Here is a 24,710-nt window from a genome sequence, read left to right on the forward strand (position 1 = left end):
TGGTAACATAGCGCCAGGAGGCCCATCGGGAGGTCGCACATTCGGTTGGCGCTGCTCTCTCGGCGGCCATCGTAGGGCAAATTGCCAATTTGCCCTACGTCTAGCGGCCCCCTGTTCTGACGGGCTGAACTGAAGATGCGAGTGTTCTATTGGAGTAGCGAGATTCAATAGAACCCGTAGGCGCGTTCCAGGAGGGGGACGATGCGGCTCCAGTCGTATCGGCTGACGGCGAACTCCCTGGCGAGGGCGCCGAGTTGGGCGCGGCGGGCCGGATCGCGCAGGAGCGCCACGGTCTCGTCGGCGAAGCGCGCCGCGCCGTCGGCGACGACGAGTTCGCGGCCCGGCGTCAGGCCGTAGCCTTCGCACCCCAGCGAGGTGGACACGATGGCCTTGCCCATGGTCATGGCTTCCAGGACTTTGAGCCGCGTGCCGCCGCCCATGCGCATGGGCACGATGTACACATCAGCCGCCGCGATGTAGGGCCGCACGTCGGGGACGAAGCCCGTAACCGTGATGCCGGGCCTGCTCCCCAGGGCCTGCACCGCCGGGGACGGGCGCTGTCCCACGACGTACAGATGCGCGTCGGGGATGTGCGCCTGTATCTGGGGCAGGATGGCATTGGCGAACCAGCACACGGCGTCCACGTTGGGGCGGAAATCCATCTTGCCCGTGAAGACGAGTTTCGGGCCGGGGGTGTCGGCAACCGGCCCCGCGTCCGTGGGAGAATAGTTGACATAATGTGCTGCGTCTATCCCGTTGGGGACGACGGCGATGTTCGCGCTCGGCGCAAGCCGCGCCAGCGCGTCGCGATCCCACTCCGACACGGCCACCACGCAGTCGGCCAGGCGGCAGATTCGGCGCTCGTACCGCGCCAGTCGCCGCCACTGGATGAGGGAATAAGCCGCGCCGATCCATCGGCGGGGGCGGCGCAGGTCGGTCTCAAAGGCTCGCTTCTGGAGCAGATATTCCGCGTTGAGGTCGTCAAACACGATACGGGGGCGTCGCGACAGGCCAGCCCCGAGGGCCGCCAGGGCGTAGGGGGCCATCTCTATGCTTTCCACGTGCAGGATGGCGTACTCGGTCTCGGCGAGGGCGCGAAGCACGGCCTGGGCGAAGGCGGGTGAGTAGGCCCGTAGCGCCATGTCGGGCAGGCGCGTGGTGAGCAGAGAGAGCACCCGTTGTGCGCGCGTGCGCACCGGTGCGGGCATGATCTCTACCCGCTCGCAAATCTCGCGCAGGGCGGCCGCGTGCTGGGCCGCGTCGGGGCTGCTGGACAGGGAGTAGAGGTGCACGCGGAACCGCTCGCGCAGGCCGGCCAATAGGTTGTAGGCGCGAATCGCCATGCCCTGGTGCGGCGGGTAGGGCAGTTCCGAGGTGAGGAATAGCACGCGGGGGCGCTCGCTCACGTCTGGCTCATCACCTCGTGATAGACTTCCAGGGTCTGGCGGGCGGTCTTCTCCCACGAGAAGCAGGACGCGCGCGCGATCCCCTTGGCCCGCATCTCCTCGCGCAGGCGCGGGTCGCTCAGCACGCGCCACATGGCCACCGCAATGGCCTCGGCGTCGTGGGGCGGCACCAGAATGCCGGCGTCGCCCACCACCTCGGGCAGCGAGGAGACGTTGGAGACGATGACCGGCGTGCCGCACGCCATGGCTTCCAGCGCGGGCAAGCCGAACCCCTCGTAGAACGACGGCATGACCAGCGCGCGCGCCGTGTTGTACAGGTACAACAGGTCTTCGGGCGGAACCTGCTGGAGGAATATCACATCCTTCTGTAGCCGCAGGCGTTCCACCGCCGCCAGCGAGTCATCCACCAGCCAGCCCAGTTTTCCCACCACGACCAGTTTCGCCCCGCTGGCGTACCGTTCCAGCAGCAGGCGGAAGGCTTCAAACAGCGTGGGGAGGTTCTTGCGCGGCTCAATCGTGCTGACAAACAGGACGAACTCGTCGGAGATGCCGTAGCGCTGGCGGACGGCGGCCATGGCCTGTTCGTCGTCAACGGGGCGGAACAGGGGGTTGGCGGCCTCGTAGATGACCGAAATCTTGGACTCGGAGACGCCCAGCAGCCGCTGTAAATCCTCGGAGGTGCTCTGCGACACGGCGATGATGTGGTCGGTGTTGCGCACGGCCACGTCAATCTGGCCGTAGTAGTTGGCGCTTTCGCGGGTCATGAACTGTGGGAACAGGAGGAACGCCAGGTCGTGCACCGTGATGACCGACAGACAGTTACGGCGGAACGGCGGGATGAAATCCGGGCTGTGGAGGAGATCCAGCCTCAAGCCGCGGATCTCCGCCGGCAAAGTCCATTGTTCCAGCCGGTGGTGGCTGGGCGTCCAGACCGAGTGGCGTCGGAAGTTTGGGCGCTGCACCAATGGGGCCTTGTCCCTACGATGCTGGAGAATCACGTACTCGTTGCCGGTGTCCAGGTTCGCCAGTTGTGAGACCAGTTGAAGAATATATTGCGCGATGCCTGCTTGGGTATAGTGCACCAGGCGCGCGTCAATCCCAATCCGCATGAGCGATTTTCTCCCTGTGTTCAGATGGTTCGGCGGTTCCACCTCCCACGGCAGTGGGGGGCCAGGGATCAAATCGGGCAACATCGGCCGGTCTGACCCAGTCGTGGCGTCCTTGCACGGCCTATGATACCAGCATGGGGTGTTTCCGTCAAACGGGGGACGCCCGAGACGCGCTCCAAACTCTGTTGGTCGCGGCGTGAGCACAGGCGCGACGCACCTTGCACTGACACAAGTTCGTAGGGCGGCTTCCCATAGCCGCCGCGGGCGGGGGGTAGGTATGGCAACCTGCCCTAACTCCACCGGAATATATCCCATTGACGTGTGAACAAAACTGTTCTATAATACATCTAGCCTACACCGTGCCCGAACGAGAAGGGGAAGCGCCGTGGCAAGGATCGTGCTGATTTCGGATGACCTGGAACTTTCGCGCGAGGTGGCCCAACGCCTGGAAGCGAAAGGCCATGTAGTCATCCCTCTGGAATGCCTGGAGTCGCGCTTCTACCAGGCGGTGCAACTGCGGCCTGACCTGCTGGTGGCCGACTTCGCCTCCATGTCGCGCGAGGCCTCCGCGGCGTTCCAGCGGGCGCTGGCCACGTTGAACCCCAAGTGCTCGGTGTTGGGCATCTTCGGCGCGTTGGACGTGGTGCGCAGCCTGCCCGCGCTGGTGGGCACCGCCGACGCCCTTGCCGCGAAACAGGCGAACCGCAAGGCCCAGCCCGCCAGCGGCGAGTACGGCTTCATGAGCCTGGACGTCCACCGCCGCGAGGTTACCATCCGCGGCGTCAGCATTCCCCTCACGCCGACCGAAACCCACATCCTGTCCATCCTGGCGGCCAACGTGGGCCGGTATGTCAGCCCCAAGTCCATCGCATCCGAGATTCAGGGGTACGAGGTGGACGATCGGGAGGCCGGCGAAATCGTGCGCGTGCACATCCACAACCTGCGGCGCAAGTTCCAGAAGGCCGGCATCGGCCCCCCGTACATCGTCAGTTCGCGCGGCAAGGGGTATCTTTTGGAGCGCCGCACGCGGCCCCGCACCGGCAGGGCCAAGGGCCTTGGCGGGCTGCTGGATTCATCCCCGTCGCGCTAGCCCGCTCGCGCAGGGGAACCCTCGCCGCTGTTACCCTAGGCGAAGGGCCTGATAGGCTAGCGTCCACGAATAGCACGAATCCGCAAATCTAGGGAGGTCGCACGCTCGGTTGGCGCTGCTCTCTCGGCAGTCCTCGTAGGGCAAATTGCCAATTTGCCCTACGTCCAGCGCGTTCCATTCACGCTGCGCGTTGCCGTGGCACGTCCCCGGTGGTCCCCAATCATGTTCTGCGTTAAGAAACCTGAACATTGGGCGGCCTTCGTCTTTAGACATCTTAACGCACAGCCGCATTTGCACATGATATAATGAGGCAGATTCACAGAAGATTCACGCCGCCGCCCCCTTGCCCGACACCCAAGCCACCAAGAGGCAACTGAATAGCGGCGAGGTTCCGATAAGGGCAAACCACGGGTGACCGTGGGACGCAAAGCTACGGGTCTTGAGGCCTCCACCCAAGATTGCCGGGCCGCCGAAGAACCTCATGTTGTTTAGGTAGTCCCATTCGCCCCCCCAGGGAAGCATCGGTCATGGGAAACGAGCCGTATCGCAACTTCGGCAGCCAGAACAGCGTGAACTGGGGATAGAACCAACATCCGTAGGAGGCCGATCGTGAGGACCCGAATAGGTCGTTTTTACAGGCTACCCTCGTACCTGGTTCTCGTCTTGTGCCTGCTCCTTGCCACCTTGTTCCCCGCCGCGCAACCTCTCGCCCGTCCCTTGCCCGTTGACCCCGCCCTGCGCGCGCTGTTGGCGCAGGCCGACGGCGATACCCGCGTTGCCGTCATCGTGCAGAAGGCCAGCGTGTGCGACGAGGCCGAAGCCCTGGTGAGGAGGCTCGGCGGCGAAGTTGTCCGTTCGTGGACCATCATTCCGGCGTTCCTGGCGAACCTGTCGGCCGACGCCGTGCAGCAACTCGCCCGGAGCGGGCTGGTGCGCTGGATTTCGTGGGACAGCCCCATGGTGCGCCAGGACACCGGCCAGCCTGACGCGGTATCACTCATCGGCGCGTATCTCAACGCGTACAACCCCACCATCGGCGCGACCACGGCGTGGAACTACGGCTTCAGGGGCGAAGGCATCACGGTCGCCGTGGTAGATAGCGGCATAACGCCGAAGACCGACTTCCTCGCGACCTCATACGGCCTGACGCGCACAAGCCGACTGGTAGCCAACCTGACCTTCGCCAATACGATCCTCGCCTACAGCAGCCGCGTGAACACCTCTCCGTACGACTTCTTCGGGCATGGCACGCACATCGCGGGCATCATCGGCAGCAACGCGGCCAGTTCTTCCGGTTCCTTCATGGGCGTGGCGCCGGCAGTCAACCTGGTCAACCTGCGCGTCGCCGACCTCAACGGCCGCGCCTTTGAGTCCGACATGGTGGACGCGCTCCAGTGGATTTACGAGCACCACAAGGAGTACAACATCCGCGTCGTCAACATCTCCATGAACTCGGCCACCGCGCAGTCATACCACACCAGCCCGCTGGACGCCGCGCTGGAAATCCTGTGGTTCAACGGAATCGTGGTGGTGGTGTCGGCGGGCAACAACGGCGGCGTTTCTACGATGGGCATTGTGCCCGGCATCCTGTATCCGCCGGCCAACGACCCGTTCGTGATCACCGTGGGCGCGTCCGACGACATGGGCACGCCCTATACGTGGGATGACTTCGTAACGCCCTTCTCGGCCTATGGCATCACCGAGGACGGCTTCGCGAAGCCCGAATTGGTGGCCCCGGGCGCGCACATCATCAATCTGCTGGCCAGCCCCGACTGCACCATCGCCGTTCAGCATCCCGAGGCTCTCTATTCCAACAACTTCCTGCGACTGTCGGGCACGTCCATGGCGGCTGGCGTGGCGAGCGGGGCCATCGCCCTTTTGCTCCAGGCCCGGCCCGGCTTGAACCCCGACCAGGTGAAATGGGCGCTGATGCATTCGGCCACGCCGCTGCGGCAGCCGGGGGCGGGCGCGGGCATCCTCAATGTGTGGGCCGCCATCAACCTCGGCAAATACGACGCGGCCAACACCGGCACCGTAGCCAGCAAACTCCTGTGGACAGGCGATGAACCCGTCAACTGGGGCAGCGTCAATTGGGGTTCGGTCAACTGGGGCAGTGTGAACTGGGGTTCCGTGAATTGGGGCAGCGTCAACTGGGGTTCGGTCAACTGGGGTTCCGTGAACTGGGGCTACTAGCAGAAGCGCGGCAATGACGCCGCAAAAGAATGGAGGTCAGAGAACGCATGGTCAAAGCAGGCAGACGACTCGTGTGGAGACTGGCGCTCACGGTTGCGGTCTTGATGACCCTTCTGGCCGGGCTTGTCCCGAGTCCTGCGTCTGCCCTGCCCCCCAGGCTAGACGAAGAACTGGCGGCACGTGCAGCCCGCCCTACCGACGGCATGGCGCCGGTCATCGTGCGCGTGTACGAGGACGCGGCGTCGGTCAAGGCCCTCGTGGAGCGCCTCGGCGGCCAACTTGGTGTGGATTTGGAGTTTATCCAGGCGTTCGCGGCGCGGGTTCCCGAAAGCGCGCTGGCGACCCTTGCCAGCGACCCGCGTGTGCGCTGGGTGTCCTACGACCGGCCCATCCTGCCGCAGGATGATGGCGAGGCCGTTGAGACCGAATGGACGCCGCGGTTGGACCGCATCGCCAACACCTACAACTTCACCATCGGCGCCGACCGCGTCTGGGCCGAAGGCATAACCGGCAAAGGCGTAACCGTCGCCGTCGTGGACAGCGGCGTGCAGTACCATCCCGACCTCCTGCGCAGCATCTTGCTGGGGTGGAGCATCTTCGCCACGGGGCTGCCCTCCCATGTGGATCAGTACGGCCACGGCACCCACGTGGCCGGCATCATCACGGGCGATGGGATGTTCAGCGGCGGCAAGTATGTGGGGATCGCGCCCGACGCGAAGATTCTCCCCGTGCGCGTGTGCGACGCGACAGGGGCCAGCAGCGAGTCCTCGCTCGTCGCGGGCCTCCAGTGGGTGTACTACAACCGCCGACTGTACAACATCCGCGTCGTCAACGTCTCGCTCAATTCCGACAGCCTTGTTTCGTACCACGAAAGCCCGCTGGACGCTGCGCTGGAGATTCTGTGGTTCAACCGCATCGTGGTTGTCGTCTCGGCCGGCAACAGCCACGACGTTGTGTACCCGCCCGCCAACGATCCGTTCGTCATCACCGTGGGCGCGGTGGACGAGCACGGCACGCGCACCACCGCCGACGACACCATCGCGCCGTTCTCCGGCTACGGCACCACACCCGAAGGGTTCTCCAAGCCCGACCTGGTGGCACCGGGCGTCAACATCGTGAGCACGCTGTCGTACACCGGCTGTCGGTTGAGCCGCGAGCATCCCGACCACCGCGTGGGCACCCGCTACTTCCGCCTGTCGGGCACGTCCATGGCGGCGGCCGTAACCAGCGGCGCGGTGGCGCTTCTGCTCCAGGCCCGCCCCGACCTGAACCCTGACCAGGTCAAGATGCTGCTCAAAGCCTCGGCCACGCCGCTGAACCAGACCGGCGCCGGCGCGGGACTCCTGAACATCTACAGCGCCCTTCACCTGCAAGACGCGGGCACTGCCAACACGGGCACGCCCGCCTCGGCCCTTCTGTGGACCGGATCCGACCCCGTCAACTGGGGCTCGGTGAACTGGGGGTCGGTCAATTGGGGCAGCGTCAACTGGGGTTCGGTCAACTGGGGTTCCGTGAACTGGGGCAGCGTCAACTGGGGTTCGGTGGATTGCTCCTCGGTCAATTGGGGGCGCAAGCCGCGCATCCCGGTTTCCATCAACTGGACCTGGAATTCGCCCCGCTCGGTGAATTGGGGCTGGGCACCCGCCCGCTCGGTGAACTGGGGCGGCGACCCGCGCAAATAGGCCAACGCTCACACAACCCTCCCTACCAGAGCACAGGCAGGGTTTGTTTTGACCTCTCCGTAGTAGCATGCTACTATCTACCCAGAGCGTAGAGGAGAGAGGGAGCCAGATGAAAGATCTGTCAAAGGCCGCGCGAGCGTATATCCTGGGCATTCTCGGCTTGACGATCGTCGCCGTCCTGGCCGAGGCGGCTGTCTCCCCGCCCAGGGGCACCGACTGGGGCCTGCTGGTGTTCTTGCTCATCGGCGCGATGACGGCCCAGTACTTCACCGTCGTTACGCCCAAGCACCAGCACTACTACCTGACGCCTGCGTTCTTCTTCGCCAGTATCGTGCTGCAAGATCCGGTTACCTTCGCCGTTGTGGTGGCGCTGGGGCATGTCCCCGAATGGCTCAAGGTGAAGTACCGGTGGTACATCCAGTCCTTCAACATCGCAGGGCACACGCTGGCGGGGTTTGCGGGCAAGGCGGCGCTGGAACTGCTGGTGGGGGGCGACCGCGTCCCCGCGCCGAATCTGACGGGAATCGCGGCGGTGCTGGTTGCTGCGTCGGTCTACATTCTGGTCAATCATCTGCTGGTGGGCATCGTGTTGTTGCTGGCGCGCAACGTGAGCCTGCGCGAGTCCCAAGTGCTGAGCCCCGGCAACCTGCTCACCGACTTGGCGCTGGCCTGCGTGGGCGGCGCGATGGCATTCCTCTGGCGTCTCGGGCCGTGGCTCGTGATTTTGGGCCTTGCGCCACTGATCCTCATCCACCGCGCGCTGAGCATTCCGGCCCTACGCGAAGAGGCACAGGTGGATGCCAAGACGGGTCTGTACAATGTCAAGTACTTCACCAACGCCCTGAACGATGAGTTGCGGCGCGCGCGGCGTTTTGGCCGTCCCCTCGCGGTCATCATGGCCGACCTGGACGGCCTGCGCTACATCAACAACACCCACGGCCACCTGGCGGGCGATGCCGTGCTGGCAGCCGTGGGCCGCATCATCCGCGAGCAAGTGCGTGAGTACGACGTGGCGTCGCGCTTTGGCGGCGAGGAATTCGCCCTCCTCATGCCCGAAACTACCACCCACGAGGGCTACGTCGTCGCCGAGCGCATTCGCAAGGCCGTGGAATCCACCCCCATCCAGATTCCGACGCGGCTGGAGCCTATCTACGTAACCATCACGGCGGGCGTGGCGTCGTATCCCGACGACGGCTACGAACCGCAGCAGTTGCTGCACGCCGCCGACGTAGCCCTGTATCAAGGCAAAGCCTCGGGCAAGAACCGCGTCCGTATGTCGGTGCCCGGCGAGAGCGGCGAGCCGCCAGTCCCGCCCGCGGGAGACAGCGCCGAGGAACCGCCCCCCGCCCCTACCCTCGGAGCCGACCGGTCTGCGCCCGCGACGGCGAAGGCAAGCCCGCCGCCCAACCCGCGCGATGCCTCCACCCCGCCGGCCAAGCCGCGCCGCCTGCCCAAATCGGCTTGGATATTCGTGGGGGCCGTCGTCGCGTGTGGAGTGGCACTACTGGCCTTCTATTTGCCCTCGGTGAGCCGCTTTGACGTGAAAGGGCTGGCCATTCTGGCGGCCTTTGCGGGCGCGGCGGAACTCTTTTCGGTGGACCTGTACGGAGCCAGCACGGTATCGGTGAGTTTCGTCGCGATCTTTGCGGCGGCCCTGATGTACGGGCCCGTGGGCGCTGCGGTGGTGGGGCCGGTTATCGCCATCGGCCACTGGCTCAAGCGGCGGCCCCGCATCTACCAGGTGGTGTTCAACGCGGCGAACCACACGATTTCCAGCACGGTGGCGGCGCTCCTCTTCGCCCTCGCCGGCATCCGACTGCAGGTGTCCAACATCCTGCTGCTGGCGGTGCCAGTGCTGGTCGCGGGCATGGCCAACTACTTCGTCAGCACTATGCTGCTGTCCACTGCACTAGGACTTTCGGAGGGCACACCCCCAGGGCGCGTGTGGAGGGAGCAGTTCCGCTGGCTGGCGGTGCACTACGTGGTGATGGCTTTCCTGGCGTTGTTCTTCGCCGTGGCCTACCTGACATTTGACGTCTGGGGCATTGTGGCCTTCCTCGCGCCGCTGCTCATCATGCGCTACGCTCAGAAGCAGTACGTGGACCAGACGGTGCAGAACGTGGCGGCGCTGCGCAAGGTCAACCAGGAACTGGCCCGCGCCAACGAAGAAATCCAGATGATCAACGACGAACTACTGATGACGCTGGCCAGCGCCATTGACGCGCGCGATCCCTACGTGTACGGCCATTCGGCCCGCGTGGCCGAGTACGCCGTCGCCCTGGCGCGGGAACTCAACCTGCCGCCAGAGCGGGTGGAACTGGTGCGCCGTGCCGCCCTGCTCCACGATGTGGGCAAGATCGGCCTGCCCGAGCATGTGCTCAACAAGCGCGGTAACCTCACCGACGAAGAATACGCGGTCATGAAGCAGCACGCCCTGGCGGCCGATAGCATCTTGGGCGTGTGCCATCAACTTCAGAACCTGGTGCCTATTGTGTCGGCGCACCACGAACGCTGGGATGGCAAGGGGTATCCCAGGGGCCTCGTCGGCGACAGCGTCCCGCTGGAGGCGCGCATCCTGGCCCTGGCCGATGCTGTGGAGGCCATGGCGTCGGACCGCACGTACCACCGCGCCAAACCCGCCGAGGAGATCGTGGCCGAGGTGGAGCGGAATGCCGGCGCGCAGTTTGACCCTGCGGTGGCCGCTGCGTTCGTCCGCGTCGTGAAGCGCGAAGGCCCCCAGTTCATCCGCAACTCGGCCCAGGAGGTCAACAGCCGCCGCGGAACGGGGGGCTGGCAGCCGCCCGAGTGGCTGAGGCAAGACTGGCAGACGGAGACCGGCTAGCCCTGCACGGAGGAGAGGAGTATGAATGAACTGCTGACGCAGAAGATGTTGACGATCCGCGACGTCTCGCTGCGCCTGAACCGCTGCGCCGAGGTCGTGCGGCGATACGTCCGCGAAGGCAAACTGCCCGCCTACAAACTGGGGCTCATGTGGTATGTGCGCCCCGAGGATGTGGAGGCACTCGCCCGCAAATTGGACTCGGCCCCCAAGTAGGCGGCTCACGGGGTCCCATGCCACGCGCAGAGAGCGGCCACGCACACCGCCGCATCTCTGGGGAGGACCCATGGTGGCAAATAGGCAGGATAGGGTGAAATTACACGACCCGGCAACCAGCGCTGCCCTGATTGTAGAGGCGGCCACACCCGAAGAGATGGCGCGCATCGCCGAGATGCTGGCCGAAGCCGCGCCCTGGGTCATGCCCGTTTTCGCCGCGTCGTCGGCGCAGGCAGATGACCTGGAGACCGCGCTGGCGCGACGCAACGGGTTCGTCGTGCAGCGCATCCGCACCGCCGACGAACTGGCCTCGCTCCTGGACGCCCTGCGCCAGAGGGGGCCGACCCGTCGCGCACCCTCCTGGCTGGGTGGGCTGCTGCGTCTCAGCCTGGCCATCAGTTCCATCCAGGATCAGGATTCGCTGCTGGAGGAACTCCTGGGGCAGGCGGTGGCGCTCACCGAGGCCGTGGATGGCTGCGTGTGGCTGGTGGACGATTCGGGCGTGCTCGCAAGGCACAAAGCATCCGCCCCGGGCATGGCCCACGCGTCGCTCCCGCCGGGCCTGCCGGAATGGGTACAGCAGAACGGCAAGGCGGTCCTGATCACGGCCGCGCCCGACCCGTCGCTCCTGGCCTACACCCGTTCGGCAGGGGGCGGGCTTGCGGCGCTGGCCATCGACCTGGACCGCAAGGTGAAGGGCGAGGCGTTGGCGGTGCCCCTGATGGCCGCAAGCCGCCTGCTGGGCGTGCTGTGCCTGCAGGCCGGCGAACCGCGCGGGGCTTTTACCGGCGACCAGTTTGAGGCCATCTCGGTGATGGCGGCGCAGGTGGCCATGAGCCTGGAGGGCGCTCGGCTCTTCGCCCGCGTGCAGCAGGGCAAGAAGGAATGGGAGGCCACGTTTGACGCCATCGGCGAGGCTGTGCTGCTTATCAGCCCCGAGGGCAAAGTCCTGCGCGCCAACCAGGCAGCGGCCCGAGCCGCCGGGCGACGCTTCACGCAACTGGTCGGCGAGCGCTGCTGCGAGGCGATGAGCGGGGCCCCTCATCCGCCCGAAGGCTGCCCGCTCCAGCAGGTGCTCCAGACGCGCCGCCCCGCGTCGGCCGAGATCACCGACCGCGATGGCTCGCGCATCCGCCATGTGTCCATCTACCCCATCTTTGACGCGCGGGGTGAAATCCAGGCGGTGGTGGAGTACACCCGCGACGTTACCCAGATGAAGGCGGCCCAGGCACGCTTGATGCAGGCCGAGAAACTGTCGGCCCTGGGAGAACTCACGGCGGGAGTGGCCCACGAGTTGAACAACCCGCTCACCTCCATCCTGGGCTTCGTGCAGTTGCTCCAGCGCACCGACCTGACAGACCGCCAGTCGTCGTATCTGAGCGTTATCCATGACGAGACGCGCCGCGCGGCCCGCATCGTGCGCAACCTGCTCACCTTCGCCCGCCGCCAGGAGCCCGAAAAGAAGATGCTGGACATCAACACCATCGTGGAAGAAACGCTGTCGCTCCTGGCGTACCAACTGCGCGTGAGCGGCGTGAAGGTGGAGCAGGACCTTGACCCGAACCTGCCCAGGACAGCCGCCGACCCGTACCAACTCCAGCAGGTCTTCGTCAACATCATCAACAACGCGCAGCAGGCAATGCAGGAGGCGCACGGCGGCGGCACACTCACCATCCGCACGATGCCGGTGCTGCGGCCCACGGGCTACGCCCATAACTCCACCCTGAACCTGGCCGACCAGCCCGAGTCCACACTGGAAAGTTGGATTCGGATAGAGTTCGCGGACGACGGCCCGGGCATCCCGCCTGAACTCCTCACGCGCATCTTTGACCCGTTCTTCACCACCAAGGTCGCCGGCAAAGGAACGGGCCTGGGGTTGAGCGTGTGCCACGGCATCGTCCGCGACCACGACGGGCACATCTGGGCCGAAAGTACGCCCGGACGCGGCGCAACTTTCGTGCTGGAATTGCCCGTGCGGGGGATGCGCAGGGCCGAGGCGGAAAAGGCCGCCAGCGACCGACTGCCCGAACTGCCCCCGGGCAATGTGCTGGTCTTGGACGACGAAGAGGGCACGTTGCTCCTCTTGCGAGAACTGCTTGCGCAGCACGACCAGAAAGTGGACACGCTCGCCGACGGCGCGCAGGCCAGGGAGCGCATTGCGGCTGCCCACTATGACGTGATCCTATGCGACGTGCGCATGCCCGGCTTCGGCGGCGACGCCCTCTACGAGTACCTGAAGGAGCATCGCCCCGAATTGGTCAAGCGGCTGGTCTTCATCACCGGCGATACGGCCAGCGTCCAAACCCGCGCCTTCCTTCGCAAGACCGGTCGCCCCGTTATTGAGAAGCCGTTTGACGTGGCCGAACTGCTGCGCGTCATGCAGAATATCTACCGAGACGCCAGGGAGTAATGCCCCTGCGGCCCATGCACCCGAGCGGAGATGCCTATGAGCACATTCGTACCTATCAAGCCCGAAGACATCCGCGACAATGTGTTCAAACTTATCGGCTCCGACTGGATGCTGATCACCGCCGGCACTCGCGGCTTCTTCAACATGATGACCGCTTCGTGGGGCGGGATGGGCGTCCTGTGGAACAAGAATATCGCCATCTGCTTCATCCGCCCCCAGCGCTACACCTACGACTTCATGGAGCGCTCGGAGTGCTTCACGCTCTCGTTTTTCGGCGAGGCGTACCGCGAGGCGCTCAACCTGTGCGGTTCCAAGTCGGGCAGGCAGGTGGACAAGGCAAGGGCTGCCGGCCTCACGCCGGTCGTGGCCGAGACGGGCGCGGTGTACTTCGCCGAAGCGCGCCTGGTGTTGGAGTGCCGCAAGATTTACTTCCAAGACATAGACCCCACCCACTTTCTGGACGCAAGCATCCACAAGAACTACCCGTCGCGCGACTACCATCGCATGTACCTGGGTGAAATCATCCACTGCCTGGCGAAGACGTAGGCCGCGATCTCCGTCCGTCGGGTCTGAAGCCAGGCGTCGTCTGGGCGCCCACGGAGAGCGCCACAGGAGGGGAGTATGTTCTTCTTCGCGTTCCTGGGCGCACCCACGGGCGAATCCCGATGGCGTGAACTCCTATCCCGCCACGCCGAATGGCTTGGCCTGCGGCCCTACGCATTCTCGCGCACGGTGGCCGATGGCCGCGTGTTTGCCTTCGGCTGGGTCAGCCTGCGCCCGCCCGATACCCATGCGCTGGTACGCGAGCAGGGCAGCGGCCTGACCCTCATCCCGCTGGACACGCTGACGCGGGCACAGGCGCTGGCACAGGAGTCGCCGCGCGGCTTTGAAACCAATGCGATCCGCATGGACGTGTCGCTCCTGTCGGGCGATGTGCGCGTTGCGGTACCGATTCTGACCGTGGAGCAGTTGTACTACGCCAACACCGGCGGCGACTGGGTGTTCGGAAACGACCTGCGGCTCATGGTGCGCTGGGCCGGGCTTCGGCTCCATCCTCTGGGCGTTTACCTGATGTTCCAGTGCGACTACGTGCCCCCGCCGCACACCCTGTCCGAGGCGGTACGGCGCGTGCAGCCGGGGCATGTCTTCTCGCTGTCGGCGGGCGGGGTGCCCTCGGAGAAAGAGTTCTTCCACCCTTCTGACATGCTGGTCCCCGCCGACGGTAGCGAGCCGGTGGAGCGCGTGCGGCAGGCGCTGGACTCGGTGCTGAAGCGCATGCCGCGGCCCGCGGCGGTGCACTTCAGCGGCGGCGTGGATTCCGGGCTGATCGCGGCGCGGCTGGCGGCGCTGGGCCGCACGGATGTGGGCCTCCAGAACTTCACGACAGGCCCCGAATCAGACCCCTTCTACCGCCTGGCGCAGGACATGGCGGATCGTCTGGGCCTGGCCTGCGACCGGGTTGTGTGGAACCCAGATCGTGTCCCCGAGATGATGGAGGGTATGGCCCGCGAGTACGGCTTTCCCTTCTCCGATCCGGCCATCCTCCCGACGCTGGCGTTGGTGCGGGACAGGGAACAGCACGGCGAGATGCCTGCGATGGTTGCCACCGGAACGAGCGCGGGGCACCCGTTTGACACGGGCTTCCGACTGTCGTCTTGGCGCAAAATCTACGCGATTCCATCGCCCTTACGGGCGCTAGGGGCGATGGCATACCCCCTCTGGTTCTGGCAGCGGGAAGGCACGGCAGCCCGCATTGCGTCCACCTTGCAGCGCAGCGTGCGGTTTACCGTTTTTGAGAACGCGGCATTTTTGCACGGTACGCTGCTTGGGCTGGCCTACGACATCCCGCCCGACATACGTGCCGCCATGCGGGACGCGCTGGATGTCGTGCAGGTACGCTTGCCCCACGGAATGACGCCCGAAGATCGGGTGGCGATGATGGCGATGCTGCGACACGGGACGCACATGTGCGGTGCGCGCCCCTTTGATCCGCTATTGAAGCGCGGGGCGTTCGTGCTCCACGTCTTCATGGAGCCGGAAGTGATACGGACGGCGTTCTCCATGTCATGGCGCGAGAAACGGGGCGATGGCACGGCCAAATTCCTGCTCAAGGCCCTGCTGGCCCAAAGCGTGCCCCGTGAGTGGGTGTACCGCGAGCGCCAGGCCTTCCTGCTGCCGTTCCGCGATGTGTTCACCCATCCCGTGGTGCGGCAGATGGTGGGGGATCTGGTGCTCGCACCCGAGAACCCGCTGATGGCGTTCTGCCGGCCGAGCGGCGTGCGTCGGGTGTTCGGCCGCGCCCTGGCCGGTGAACCCCTCCACGTTGGCGCGCAGCGGTTCGTTTGGGCGCTCACAAGCCTGACGCTTTGGCTGGAACAGATGCGCAGGGCACTGCCATAGTTTAGGGGAGCCTGCGGTTCGATGATCCCCACGCCGGACGATCGCGGCGCACGGTGCCGAAAGGCTTGGCGCCTTGTTACTGGCGCTGCGGACCTATGGGGCTGGCGCCCACGGGCGGATTTGCTGCAACAGTTCGTCCCAGGGGATGAGACCCTGGCGCTCGTTCTGAATGGCCTCCGCGATGACTCTTTCCACCGCTTGCGGGTACTCTTCACGGAATACGACGAACCCGTTCGGTAGTCTCCTCTGCAGTTGGCTTGCCAAGAAGGCAAAGGCGCTGTATCGCTCGCGCGTGTGAGCGGTCTTCGCCCGCTGCGCGCGCCGCTGCCACTCCTCTGCCCCTGTGATCGTATAGGGTACCTCCACAACCAAGAGAACCCGCATTTTGCGCTGAGCGAAGCGCCCAACGCCCCTCGCCTCCGTGCGATAGGTTTCCTTCTTCACCTGGAGCGCGACCGCAGAGTCGTTGTGGCGAACCAGCGCATCGATGCCGTTCATGTCGGCATCGGCCGAGGCTTCCAGCGGCAACCTGCAGCAGGCAATCCACGTGTAGGCGAAGTGAAACTGCGTCAGCACGGATATGAGCGTGCGATAAAGGCGGGCTTTGAACCCCAGGCGTACGAAATCGCGCGAGCACCCCCAGAAGTACTTGCCGATGAAATCGTCCAGCGGCTCCAGATGCGACTTCCACCATCTCTCAAAGAACTCCTCATAGCAAGGGAACCTGGGAGCATCCTGCTGGGGCATCCAGTAACTCTCATAAATGGAAGGTAAGGGATTGAGCGCCGGAGGCAAATCCTGTTCTACGGTCTTGACGGGCAGCAGTTCGTCTCGGTAATGATCCAGGGGAATGGATGTGAGGAACTCCTCAAAACGCACCAGTATAGGGTTGTCCATGGTCGCCATTCCTCCACAGGCTCAACTGGATTTCCGCTTGCATCGCGATCAACTTCCTCGGTATCGGCAGCACTTTCAGCATGGTAGCCGTGAGGTGCGGTACGAAATCGCGGTAAAGGGCGCGGGTGTAGTGCTGCACCTCGTCGCTGTTCAGGTAGCCTACCAACGCATCCAGGTCTGGAATGCCCACGAGCGGCACCAGGTGGAACTCCTCGCGCCAGGGGTAACAGCGCCAGTCCACAGCGGCGACAACGCGCGTCCCCTTGGTGTGGGCAACGACGATGTGGGGCGAAGCGTAGAAGGCGCGCAATTGCGGCGCATCTTCTCGCGGCATCCACAGCCCCGAATAGCACGTCTCGTAGTCAATCCGCCCGCGTTGCAGGTTACGACCCGTCAGGATAGGGACGCAGCCCTCGCGGGGCGCGGTAACGACCGAGGGGTGTTTCCGAATCTCTGGGCTCCGCGCCGCGAAGTGGACGCGAAAACACTCGCCCAGCGGAATACCGCTGCGCTCAAACGCCACCGCGTCCGGCGTTTCAAAGCGGATGATTTCGCCGCGGTACTCCTGTTTGCTCACGGCGCGTTCCATGCCGTCGTAGAGTTCCAGTCCCCTTTCGCCTTTCGCGAGCACGAGGACCACGGCGCTCACGTTTCGCTTGGGGAATGCCTTGCCCAGGTAGTAGATCGTTACCTTGCCCGAATGCGCCAGGAACGCGCGGAGTCGCGCGAAATCGTCTAGAACAAGCCATGTGGCGGGAACTACGAGCACGGCTTTCCCTTCGGGTTTCAGAAGGCGCACGGATTGCTCGATAAAGGCCCCGTAAATGTTGTACTTTCCAAACCATGTCGCGAAGCGCTTCTTGTAGAGCGCTTTGTGCTCCCGAAGCGTGTGGATCGGGTAATGGGATGCATCCCCGATAATCCCGTAGGGTGGGTTGCCGATGATGATGTCGAAACGCTGCTCGGTTTCCCAAAGCAGGTAGTCGGTGTCCAGGAAGTGCGCTGTGGGCATCTGGGCTTGCGCCAGGCGCGTCTCCGCCGCGTGGATGTCCACGCCTGTGAGGTCGTGGCGCATCCCGTACCGCGCGACAAAGGCGCGCAGAAAGGGGGCATCGCCGCAGGCCGGCTCCAGCACATCCAATGGGCCGGCAACGCTCGGCTCGCACAGGCCCACCATGAACTCCACGATTTCGGGCGGGGTGGCGACCATGCCATAGGCGCGCGCGCGATCCTCGCCCGAGGCTGGCAGGCGGCTACCTGCCTCCCGGGTCGCGTCTGTGTCGGCCTCGGGCCGTTCGCCGGATAAGGGTATTTGTGCTCGCATACGCCTCCGCGCGGGGTTCATCGGATGAACAGCGACAGTACCCAGAAGATGCCCAAAAAGATGGCGATGATGATGGCCGAGATGCCCAGGAATACGAACACGCCCGCGACGAAATTGACCACCCGATTGTCGCGCTTCGTAACCATCTTGCCCGAACGCAGAAAGTAGGGCGTGTACATCACCACGAGTCCCGCCACCGCCCCCCACAGCAGGCCCTCTTCCACCGTAACCCCGACGCCGAACGAACGAAGAATGCTCGCGGCGATGGCTCCCACCACCACGCCCAGGACGGGCCAGCGCCACCCCCACAACTGCCGCCATGCTTGTTTCACGTTGCGCCCCCTCTCGCGCCGCTCACGCGATGACCCGCAGGACGCGCGGGACGATGCGGAAGGACGCCGGCGCTTGCCCGACCAACTCCCCGTCGGCCTGCACCAGCATGCGCTCCTTCGCTTCCACGTGCACCTCGCACGCCTTGTGAATTTGCACCTTGGGGTGCGTCAGGTGGGTGCCTTTGTACACCCGCGGGACGTTAACCACCAGTTCCGGCTTGGAGAAATCGCCCAGAATCACGAGTTCAAACTCGCCATCCTGCAACTCCGCCGGCGGCGCAATGTACATGGCGCCTCCGAAGTAGCGCCCGTTGCACACGAGCACGGAATTCATCCGCCTGTCCTGCGATTGCCCATCAAACCGCAGGGCCACATGCTTGTTCTTGTAGTACACTAACGTCAAGAGCAGGTTCATGAGGTAGGTCAGCGTGCCCCCCAGGGCCTTGGAACTGCGCTGCACCCGCTCCACCACCTCGCCGTCAAAGCCGAGGCCAGCCACGTTGGCGAAGTACATCCGCCGCTCGCTCCCGTCAAAGGCCCTGAAGGTAGTGTGGCCCACATCCACCAGGCGCTCCGTGCCGCTCATGAGCCTGGCGCAGGCTTCGCGGTAGTCGTGTGGGATGCCCAGCGTGCGCACGAAGTCGGAGCCGGTGCCACCCGGGATGATGCCCAGCGGCACCTCGGAAGGCTGGCCCGGCTCGCCCAGCAGGCCGTTGACCACCTCCATGAGGGTGCCATCTCCCCCGTAGGCCACGATGGGGCTGTAACCTGCCTGGGCCGCTTCGCGCGCGATTTCCGTCGCGTGCAGCGGCCGCTCGGTCAGGCGGAAGTCAAAGTCCAGGCCTAGGCGGGTCAAGTGCGCCCGCACGTCGGGCCACCGCACGGCCACCCGCCCATTGGCGGCGACCGGATTCACGATGACAAAGGCTTTTGGCTTGCCCATGAATCTTCTCCTCCCCGTACGGGTATTCTCAATTATAGCACGAGGTTGTTTCATCCTTCAAACACCCGTCAGGGCTACAGGTTTCCACCCAAAGCGACTGCGGGGATGATTTTGTCCACCGTGCGCACCTATGGTAAACTACGTGCGGCAGGAAGAACCATCGCGAGGCGGGCGATGCCTGAGGAAGAAGTCATCATCTTCACAAAGCCCGGCTGCCCCTATAGCGCAGCGGCGAAAGAGGACCTTCGCAGGCGCGGCGTGGCGTTCACCGAGTACAACGTTCTCGCCGACCGCCAGGCTCGCGAACGCATGCTGGCGCTCAACGGCCGCAAGCGCGCCGTCCCCACCATCGTGGAGGGCGGGCGCGTCCGCGTGGGGTTCAACGGCTACTGAAGCGTCTAGAGTGGCCGGTTCGGCTACAGATGTTTGGATTGAGGTGAGGGTATGAAGAAGGGACGGGTCTTTTCCGGGGCGCGTCCAACCGGACGCCAACATCTTGGCAACTATTTCGGGGCCATCCGCAACTACGTGGCGTTACAGGAAGAGTACGATTGTGTCTACTGCGCGGTGGATTTGCACGCGCTCACCTCGCTGGTGGACACGTCGCCGCTCCGCGACTACACCTACGAGATGATCCTGGACTGGTTGGCCGCCGGCATTGACCCCAAGCGCACCATCGTTTTCGTCCAGTCGCACGTCCCCCAGGTAACCGAACTGTACGCGCTCTTGGGCATGGTAACGCCGCTCGGTTGGCTGACGCGCCTGCCCACGTTCAAGGACAAGGTGCGCGAGCAGCCCGACAACGTGAACTACGGCCTCGTCGGGTATCCGGTGCTCATGGCCGCCGACATCCTGCTGTACAAGGCCGACGCCGTGCCCGTGGGCATAGACCAGGCCCCGCATTTGGAATTTGCACGCGAAATCGTGCGCCGATTCAACGCCCGCTACGGCCAGGTGCTGGTGGAGCCGCAGATGGTGCTGACCGAGGCGCCCAAAATCCTGGGCCTGGACGGCGTCAGCAAGATGAGCAAGTCGCTGGAACGGGACAACAGTATTGAACTGGCCGACTCGCCCGAAGACATCCGTCGCAAGGTCATGGGGGCCGTAACCGACCCCGCCCGCCTGTACAAGAAGGATCCGGGCCATCCGGAAGTGTGCAACATCTTCACGCTGCACCGGCTCATTGCGGGCGACGATGCCCGTATGGATCAGATCGCGCGCGATTGTCGGGCCGCGACGCTGGGCTGCGTGGAGCACAAGCGGATGTTCGCCGAGGAACTGATAGAGTTCCTGGCGCCGTTCCGAGAGATTCGCCAGAAGTATGCGGATCATCCCGATGACGTGTGGGACATCCTGCGTGACGGCGCGGCCCGCGCCCGCGCCATCGCATCGCAGACGCTGGACGAGGTGAGGCGAGCCGTCCGCCTGCCCTGACCCTGACGCCATTAGCGAGGCCACTCCATGCTTTCCAACGCACACGCGCTGCTTCCTCGGCTTGTTGAGATTCGCCGAAGACTGCATCAGTATCCCGAACTGGGATTCCAGGAGCACGAGACCGCCGACTACATCGCGGGCCTTTTGACGTCGCTTGGCCTGAAGCCGCGCGTCGGCGTCGGCAAGACCGGCGTTGTCGCCGATATGGGGGTGGGGCATCCCATCGTGGCGCTGCGGGCCGACATGGACGCGCTGCCCATCCAGGAGGAGAACGAAGTCCCATATGCCTCGCGCAACCCGGGCGTGATGCACGCCTGCGGCCACGACATGCACATGGCCTGCCTGGTGGGGGCGGCCATGCTCCTGAAAGAATGCACATTCCAGGGCACGGTCCGCCTCATCTTCCAGCCCAGTGAGGAGGGGCAGGACGACGAGGGCCAGAGCGGGGCGATGCGGATGGTCGCCGAGGGTGTGATGGATGGGGTGAGCGCCATCTTCGGGATGCATGTGGACGACGAGGGTTATGCGGGCACGGCCGGCGTGCGCTCGGGGCCGGTCATGGCCGCCGCGGATGCGTTCCGCGTGGTCGTGCGGGGCCAGGGCAGCCACGGCGCCTACCCGCACAAGGGCGTGGATCCCATCCTGCTGGCCGCGCAGGTGGTGGTGGCCCTCAACCATGTGGTGGCGCGGCAGATTTCTCCGCTGGACAGCGGCGTCATCTCCACCGGCAGCATTCACGGCGGCGCGAAGGGCAACATCATCCCCGACGCCGTGGAGGTCAAGGGCACCCTGCGCAGTTTCACGCCCGAAGTCCGGGCGGCGCTCATCCGCGGGGTGGAGCGCGCCTGCGAAGTGGCCCGCGCCCTGGGCGGCGACTACGAACTCTCCATTCTGGATGGCTACCCGCCGACGGTCAACGACCCCGATTTGACCCATCTGGCGCAGCGGGTCGGGCGCGAACTCTTGGGCGAGCGGTTTGGCGATCAGCCGGTGGAAATGGGCGCCGAGGACTTCAGCATCTTCGCGGCGCGCGCCCCCGGGTGCTACCTGCGGCTCGGCGTGCGCGGGCATGGGCAGCCGTTCCGAGCGATCCACACGTCGCGGTTTGACGTGGACGAGTCGGCGCTGGCTGTTGGGGCCGCACTGTTTGCGGTGCTGGCGCTGGCCCGCCTGCGCGCTGGCGATGACATGAGGAGTGCGAAGTGAAACCGCGTACCTCACCCATCACGACGTTTGACGAGATGATAGAAGAGGCCATCACGGTGGGGCCGAAGACGGTGGCCGTCGCCGCCGCCGCCGACCCCGAAGTGCTCATCGCCGCCGAAGAGGTGGAGCGCAAGGGCATCGCCCACTGCCACCTGGTGGGCGACGAGCGCGCCATCCGCGCCATCGCCGAGCGGGAAGGGCTGAGCCTGGCCGGTATGGAGATCACCCACGTGCCCGACGCGCTGACTGCTGCCCGCGAAGCCGTGCGCCTGGCCAGCGAGGGCGCTGCCGACGTGGTCTCCAAAGGCCAACTGAAGACCGACGAACTGCTGGGCACCGCGCTGGATCGCCAGTACGGCCTGCGACGCGGTCGGCTGCTGACCCACGTGGGCATCTTTGAGATTCCCGGCCTGGATCGGCTTATCTACATCAGCGATAGCGGCGTCGTGCTGTACCCGACCATCTATCAGAAACTGGAGATCATCCAGAACGCGGTGGAGGTGGCGCGCCTGTTCGGCATCCGGCGCCCCAAAGTGGCCATCCTGGCGGCGTCGGAGACGGTGCACCCGAAGGTACCCTCCTCCATTGACGCGCTGGCCCTTTCGCGCATGGCCACGCAAGGCTGGGTGGACGACGCCGCGGTGGATGGCCCGTTGCCCCTGGATGCGGCCATATCGCCCGAGGCGGCGCGCATCAAGAACCTGGGCGGCGAGGTGGCCGGCCGCGCCGACATCCTCATCGTCCCCAGCGTGGAGGCCGGCAACACCATGGCGAAGAGCATCCTGTATTTCGCCAATGGCCGCATGGCCGGCCTGGTGGTCGGCGCCAAAGTCCCCATCATCATCAACTCACGTGCTGACGAGCACGTAACGCGCGTCCTGTCCATTGCGATGGCCGTCGTGCTCGCCCACGCGCAACAATCTGCTTCGCAAGGAGATGCCTAACTCTATGTGGAAGTTCGTCGCACGCGCCATCTGGATCGCGACTCTCGTCAGCCTTGCGCTTCCCCTCACCGTGGCGATAGCCGCGCCGCCCGCGCAGAATCCCTGCCCGGGCAACCTTCTGCTCAACCCGGGCTTTGAAGATGGAAGCCGCCTTACCCTTGGCGAAGGCACCAGCCTGTCGTCGTGGGTGGCCAACGGCTGGTATCCCTGGTCGCTGTTGGGCGATCAGGTGCGCAACCGCGAGCCGGAGTTCAAGGTGGAGGACATCGTAGAGAAGAACAGCCCCTATCGCGTCCACAGTGGGCGGTTCTCGCAGAAGTTCTTCACCCTCTGGGCCACGCACACGTCGGGCTTCTACCAGCGGGTGGCCGTCCCTAAGGGAAGCCTGGTTACCTTCACCATCTGGGTGCAGATTTACACCGGCCAGACCGAGATGTACGGCCGCAACAACAGTTTCATCTCTGACCTGACCGAGGGCGGGCCGGGCTACTACCGCGTGCAGGCCGGCATTGACCCCTACGGGAACACGCCGCCTGGGTTCGGCGCGCCCCCGCCCGAAACGACCGTCTGGTCCGAGCCGGTGCTGGATCGCGAGACGCGGCGCTACGACGCCGACGGCTTCCCCTACGACGCATGGGTGCAGTTGACGGTAACCACCCGCGCCCTGGCCGATCACGTAACGGTGTACACCAAAGGCTGGCAAGAGTACGCCGTAAAGCACAACGATTCGTTCTGGGACGACGCCTGCCTGACCTACGTCGCGCCGACGCGCGCCCCTACGAACACGCCCAAGCCCACGGCCACGCCCACTGATACACCCGTGCCGACCGACACGCCGCTGCCCACGGCCACCCCAACCGACACGCCTACACCCACGCCTACGGCCACCTTCACGCCCGAGCCGACGGCCACGCCCACGCCCGTGCCGCCCACGGCCACGCCGACACCAACGCCCACGCCTGTGCCGGGCCTGCTGGAGCGCCTGGATGTGGGCATCGTCAGCGTGGTGGCGGTGGTGGTGGCGCTCGGCGTCGGGCTGGCGGCAGGGTTCTTCCTCGCGGCCAGGCGCCGGCCCTGACACGCCGCTCGCGAGGGGGCGTAACGGGGATTGCGTCGCTTGGCCCGCGATGGCGCAGAACGGTATCGGTTGGATTGCCACATGCGACAGAGCCGAGCCGCTGCTGCGCTTGACAGCGGCCCGCGAACGTGCTAACGTGCCCATCGCGCGGTTCGGACACGGAACCCGCGTGCGGCAAGGCTATCCCTGCGAGGCGCACACCCACACGCCGGAGCGCAGAGCATGAGGCTTGGATTCGCGGTAAAGGTGCTGGGACGGCCCGGGCTGAAATCGCACGACACGCGCAGGTGGCAGAACAACCCGCACCTGGGCGTGAGCCTGGCCTATCTGCGGGACATCTTTGTTTACCTGGGCGAGGTCCAAATCCGCATGTACCGCATCTCGTCGGACATCGCCCCCTATCTGACGCACCCCGACATGCCGCATTTCCACAATCAGATTGACGAGTGCGCCCGAGAATTGGCGGCCCTGGGCGACATGGCGCGGAAGCAGGACCTGCGGCTGTCCTTCCACCCTTCGCAGTACATCGTGCTCAACGCCGAGGACGAATCCATCGCCGAGAAGGGCGCACGCGATATCGTGGCGCAGGCGCGCATCCTGGACGAGATGGGCCTGGGCGACGAGGCCGTCGTCGTAACCCATGTGGGGGGCCTCTACGGCGACCGCAAGGCCGCGCTGGAACGCTTTGCCCGTCGCTACGAGCGCCTGCCCGAGCCGGCCCGCAGGCGTCTCGTGCTGGAGAACGACGAAAGCCAGTTCTGCATCTCGGATACCCACTGGGTGCATCGGCAGACCGGCATCCGCCTCATCTTTGACTACCTGCACTACCAGAACTGCAACCACGAGGGGGTGCCGCTTCTGGACGCCGTGCGCATGGCGCTGGATTCATGGCCGCACGGGCAGACCCCCAAGATTCACTTCAGTTCGCCGCGGACGGAGTTCCGCACGGCCACGCGCAAAATGGCGGACGGCGGGCGGCAGAACGTGCTCTTGCCGCCGCTGTGGACCCAACACTCGGACCTCATCAACCCGTTTGAGTTCATCCGATTTGTGCAAGACACGGCAGGGCTGCGCGCCTACGATGTGATGCTGGAGGCGAAGGCCAAGGACCTGGCGCTGCTGCGCCTGCGCGAAGACGTTCAGCGCCTGGCGCCGCAATTGGCGGAGGCGCTCCACATCTGCTGACGGCGGGGGCGGGCGCGATGAG

At 65.2% G+C, this 24,710-nt stretch carries 20 protein-coding genes and 1 riboswitch; of the genes, 14 read left to right on the forward strand and 6 right to left on the reverse strand.

The window, feature by feature from the left end; translation table 11 throughout:
- Positions 1-164: 164 nt before the first annotated feature.
- Positions 165-1,406 (reverse strand): glycosyltransferase, encoded by a 1,242-nt coding sequence (locus H5T65_02315; protein ID MBC7258059.1) that lies wholly within the window; start codon positions 1,404-1,406, stop codon positions 165-167.
- Positions 1,403-2,515, reverse strand: a complete 1,113-nt coding sequence (locus H5T65_02320) for a glycosyltransferase family 4 protein (GenBank protein MBC7258060.1) — start codon at positions 2,513-2,515, stop codon at positions 1,403-1,405. The genes H5T65_02315 and H5T65_02320 overlap by 4 nt, the downstream gene beginning before the upstream one ends.
- Positions 2,516-2,900: 385 nt before the next feature.
- Between H5T65_02320 and H5T65_02325 the strand changes: the two genes are divergently transcribed.
- The 8 genes from H5T65_02325 (at position 2,901) to H5T65_02360 (ending at position 15,345) form a co-directional block, all read left to right on the forward strand.
- Positions 2,901-3,605, forward strand: a complete 705-nt coding sequence (locus H5T65_02325; protein ID MBC7258061.1) for a response regulator transcription factor — start codon at positions 2,901-2,903, stop codon at positions 3,603-3,605.
- A gap of 389 nt (positions 3,606-3,994) precedes the next feature.
- Positions 3,995-4,079, forward strand: a riboswitch (cyclic di-GMP riboswitch).
- 243 nt (positions 4,080-4,322) lie between these two features.
- A complete protein-coding gene (locus H5T65_02330) occupies positions 4,323-5,798 on the forward strand; it encodes a S8 family serine peptidase (GenBank protein MBC7258062.1) in 1,476 nt (491 codons plus the stop codon).
- 29 nt (positions 5,799-5,827) lie between these two features.
- Positions 5,828-7,480, forward strand: coding sequence for a S8 family serine peptidase (locus H5T65_02335; protein ID MBC7258063.1), 1,653 nt, complete (start codon positions 5,828-5,830; stop codon positions 7,478-7,480).
- Between the two features lie 109 nt (positions 7,481-7,589).
- Entirely contained in the window at positions 7,590-10,322 is a 2,733-nt protein-coding gene (locus H5T65_02340; protein MBC7258064.1) for a diguanylate cyclase, read from the forward strand.
- A gap of 21 nt (positions 10,323-10,343) precedes the next feature.
- Positions 10,344-10,535, forward strand: a complete 192-nt coding sequence (locus tag H5T65_02345) for a helix-turn-helix domain-containing protein (GenBank protein MBC7258065.1) — start codon at positions 10,344-10,346, stop codon at positions 10,533-10,535.
- A 70-nt stretch (positions 10,536-10,605) separates the two neighbouring features.
- Positions 10,606-12,945: a response regulator gene (locus tag H5T65_02350; protein MBC7258066.1), complete on the forward strand. Its 2,340-nt coding sequence runs from the start codon at positions 10,606-10,608 to the stop codon at positions 12,943-12,945.
- Positions 12,946-12,975: 30 nt separating this feature from the next.
- Positions 12,976-13,491 carry a flavin reductase family protein gene (locus H5T65_02355; GenBank protein ID MBC7258067.1) on the forward strand — a complete coding sequence of 172 codons (516 nt, stop codon included), beginning with the start codon at positions 12,976-12,978 and terminating at the stop codon, positions 13,489-13,491.
- A gap of 75 nt (positions 13,492-13,566) precedes the next feature.
- The gene (locus tag H5T65_02360; GenBank protein ID MBC7258068.1) at positions 13,567-15,345 is read left to right on the forward strand and encodes a hypothetical protein; all 1,779 of its coding nucleotides are present in this window, start codon (positions 13,567-13,569) and stop codon (positions 15,343-15,345) included.
- 93 nt (positions 15,346-15,438) lie between these two features.
- On the opposite strand, the gene H5T65_02365 is transcribed toward H5T65_02360, so the two are convergent.
- Genes H5T65_02365 through H5T65_02380 form a run of 4 tightly spaced genes read right to left on the reverse strand, consistent with a single transcriptional unit; the run spans position 15,439 to position 18,841 of the window.
- Positions 15,439-16,242, reverse strand: coding sequence for a TaqI family restriction endonuclease (locus H5T65_02365; protein ID MBC7258069.1), 804 nt, complete (start codon positions 16,240-16,242; stop codon positions 15,439-15,441).
- On the reverse strand, positions 16,214-17,566 hold the full coding sequence (locus H5T65_02370; protein MBC7258070.1) for an Eco57I restriction-modification methylase domain-containing protein: 1,353 nt from the start codon (positions 17,564-17,566) through the stop codon (positions 16,214-16,216). The genes H5T65_02365 and H5T65_02370 overlap by 29 nt, the downstream gene beginning before the upstream one ends.
- 17 nt (positions 17,567-17,583) lie before the next feature.
- The gene (locus H5T65_02375; protein MBC7258071.1) at positions 17,584-17,898 is read right to left on the reverse strand and encodes a hypothetical protein; all 315 of its coding nucleotides are present in this window, start codon (positions 17,896-17,898) and stop codon (positions 17,584-17,586) included.
- A gap of 22 nt (positions 17,899-17,920) precedes the next feature.
- Complete coding sequence (locus H5T65_02380; protein ID MBC7258072.1) at positions 17,921-18,841, reverse strand: diacylglycerol kinase family lipid kinase; 921 nt, start codon at positions 18,839-18,841, stop codon at positions 17,921-17,923.
- A 174-nt stretch (positions 18,842-19,015) separates the two neighbouring features.
- Between H5T65_02380 and H5T65_02385 the strand changes: the two genes are divergently transcribed.
- The 6 genes from H5T65_02385 to uvsE all read left to right on the forward strand — a co-directional run bounded on the left by H5T65_02385 (position 19,016) and on the right by uvsE (position 24,688).
- Entirely contained in the window at positions 19,016-19,234 is a 219-nt protein-coding gene (locus H5T65_02385; protein MBC7258073.1) for a glutaredoxin family protein, read from the forward strand.
- Between the two features lie 51 nt (positions 19,235-19,285).
- Positions 19,286-20,275, forward strand: a complete 990-nt coding sequence (trpS, locus tag H5T65_02390; GenBank protein MBC7258074.1) for a tryptophan--tRNA ligase — start codon at positions 19,286-19,288, stop codon at positions 20,273-20,275.
- A 27-nt stretch (positions 20,276-20,302) separates the two neighbouring features.
- Positions 20,303-21,481 carry an amidohydrolase gene (locus H5T65_02395; GenBank protein ID MBC7258075.1) on the forward strand — a complete coding sequence of 393 codons (1,179 nt, stop codon included), beginning with the start codon at positions 20,303-20,305 and terminating at the stop codon, positions 21,479-21,481.
- Positions 21,478-22,425, forward strand: a complete 948-nt coding sequence (locus H5T65_02400) for a bifunctional enoyl-CoA hydratase/phosphate acetyltransferase (protein MBC7258076.1) — start codon at positions 21,478-21,480, stop codon at positions 22,423-22,425. Before H5T65_02395 ends, H5T65_02400 begins: the two co-directional genes overlap by 4 nt.
- Positions 22,426-22,429: 4 nt before the next feature.
- Positions 22,430-23,503 (forward strand): hypothetical protein, encoded by a 1,074-nt coding sequence (locus H5T65_02405; protein MBC7258077.1) that lies wholly within the window; start codon positions 22,430-22,432, stop codon positions 23,501-23,503.
- A 222-nt stretch (positions 23,504-23,725) separates the two neighbouring features.
- Complete coding sequence (gene uvsE / locus H5T65_02410) at positions 23,726-24,688, forward strand: UV DNA damage repair endonuclease UvsE (protein MBC7258078.1); 963 nt, start codon at positions 23,726-23,728, stop codon at positions 24,686-24,688.
- The last annotated feature ends 22 nt before the right edge of the window (positions 24,689-24,710 follow it).

The sequence above is a fragment of the Chloroflexota bacterium genome (assembly GCA_014360805.1).
GTDB lineage: Bacteria > Chloroflexota > Anaerolineae > DTLA01 > DTLA01 > DTLA01.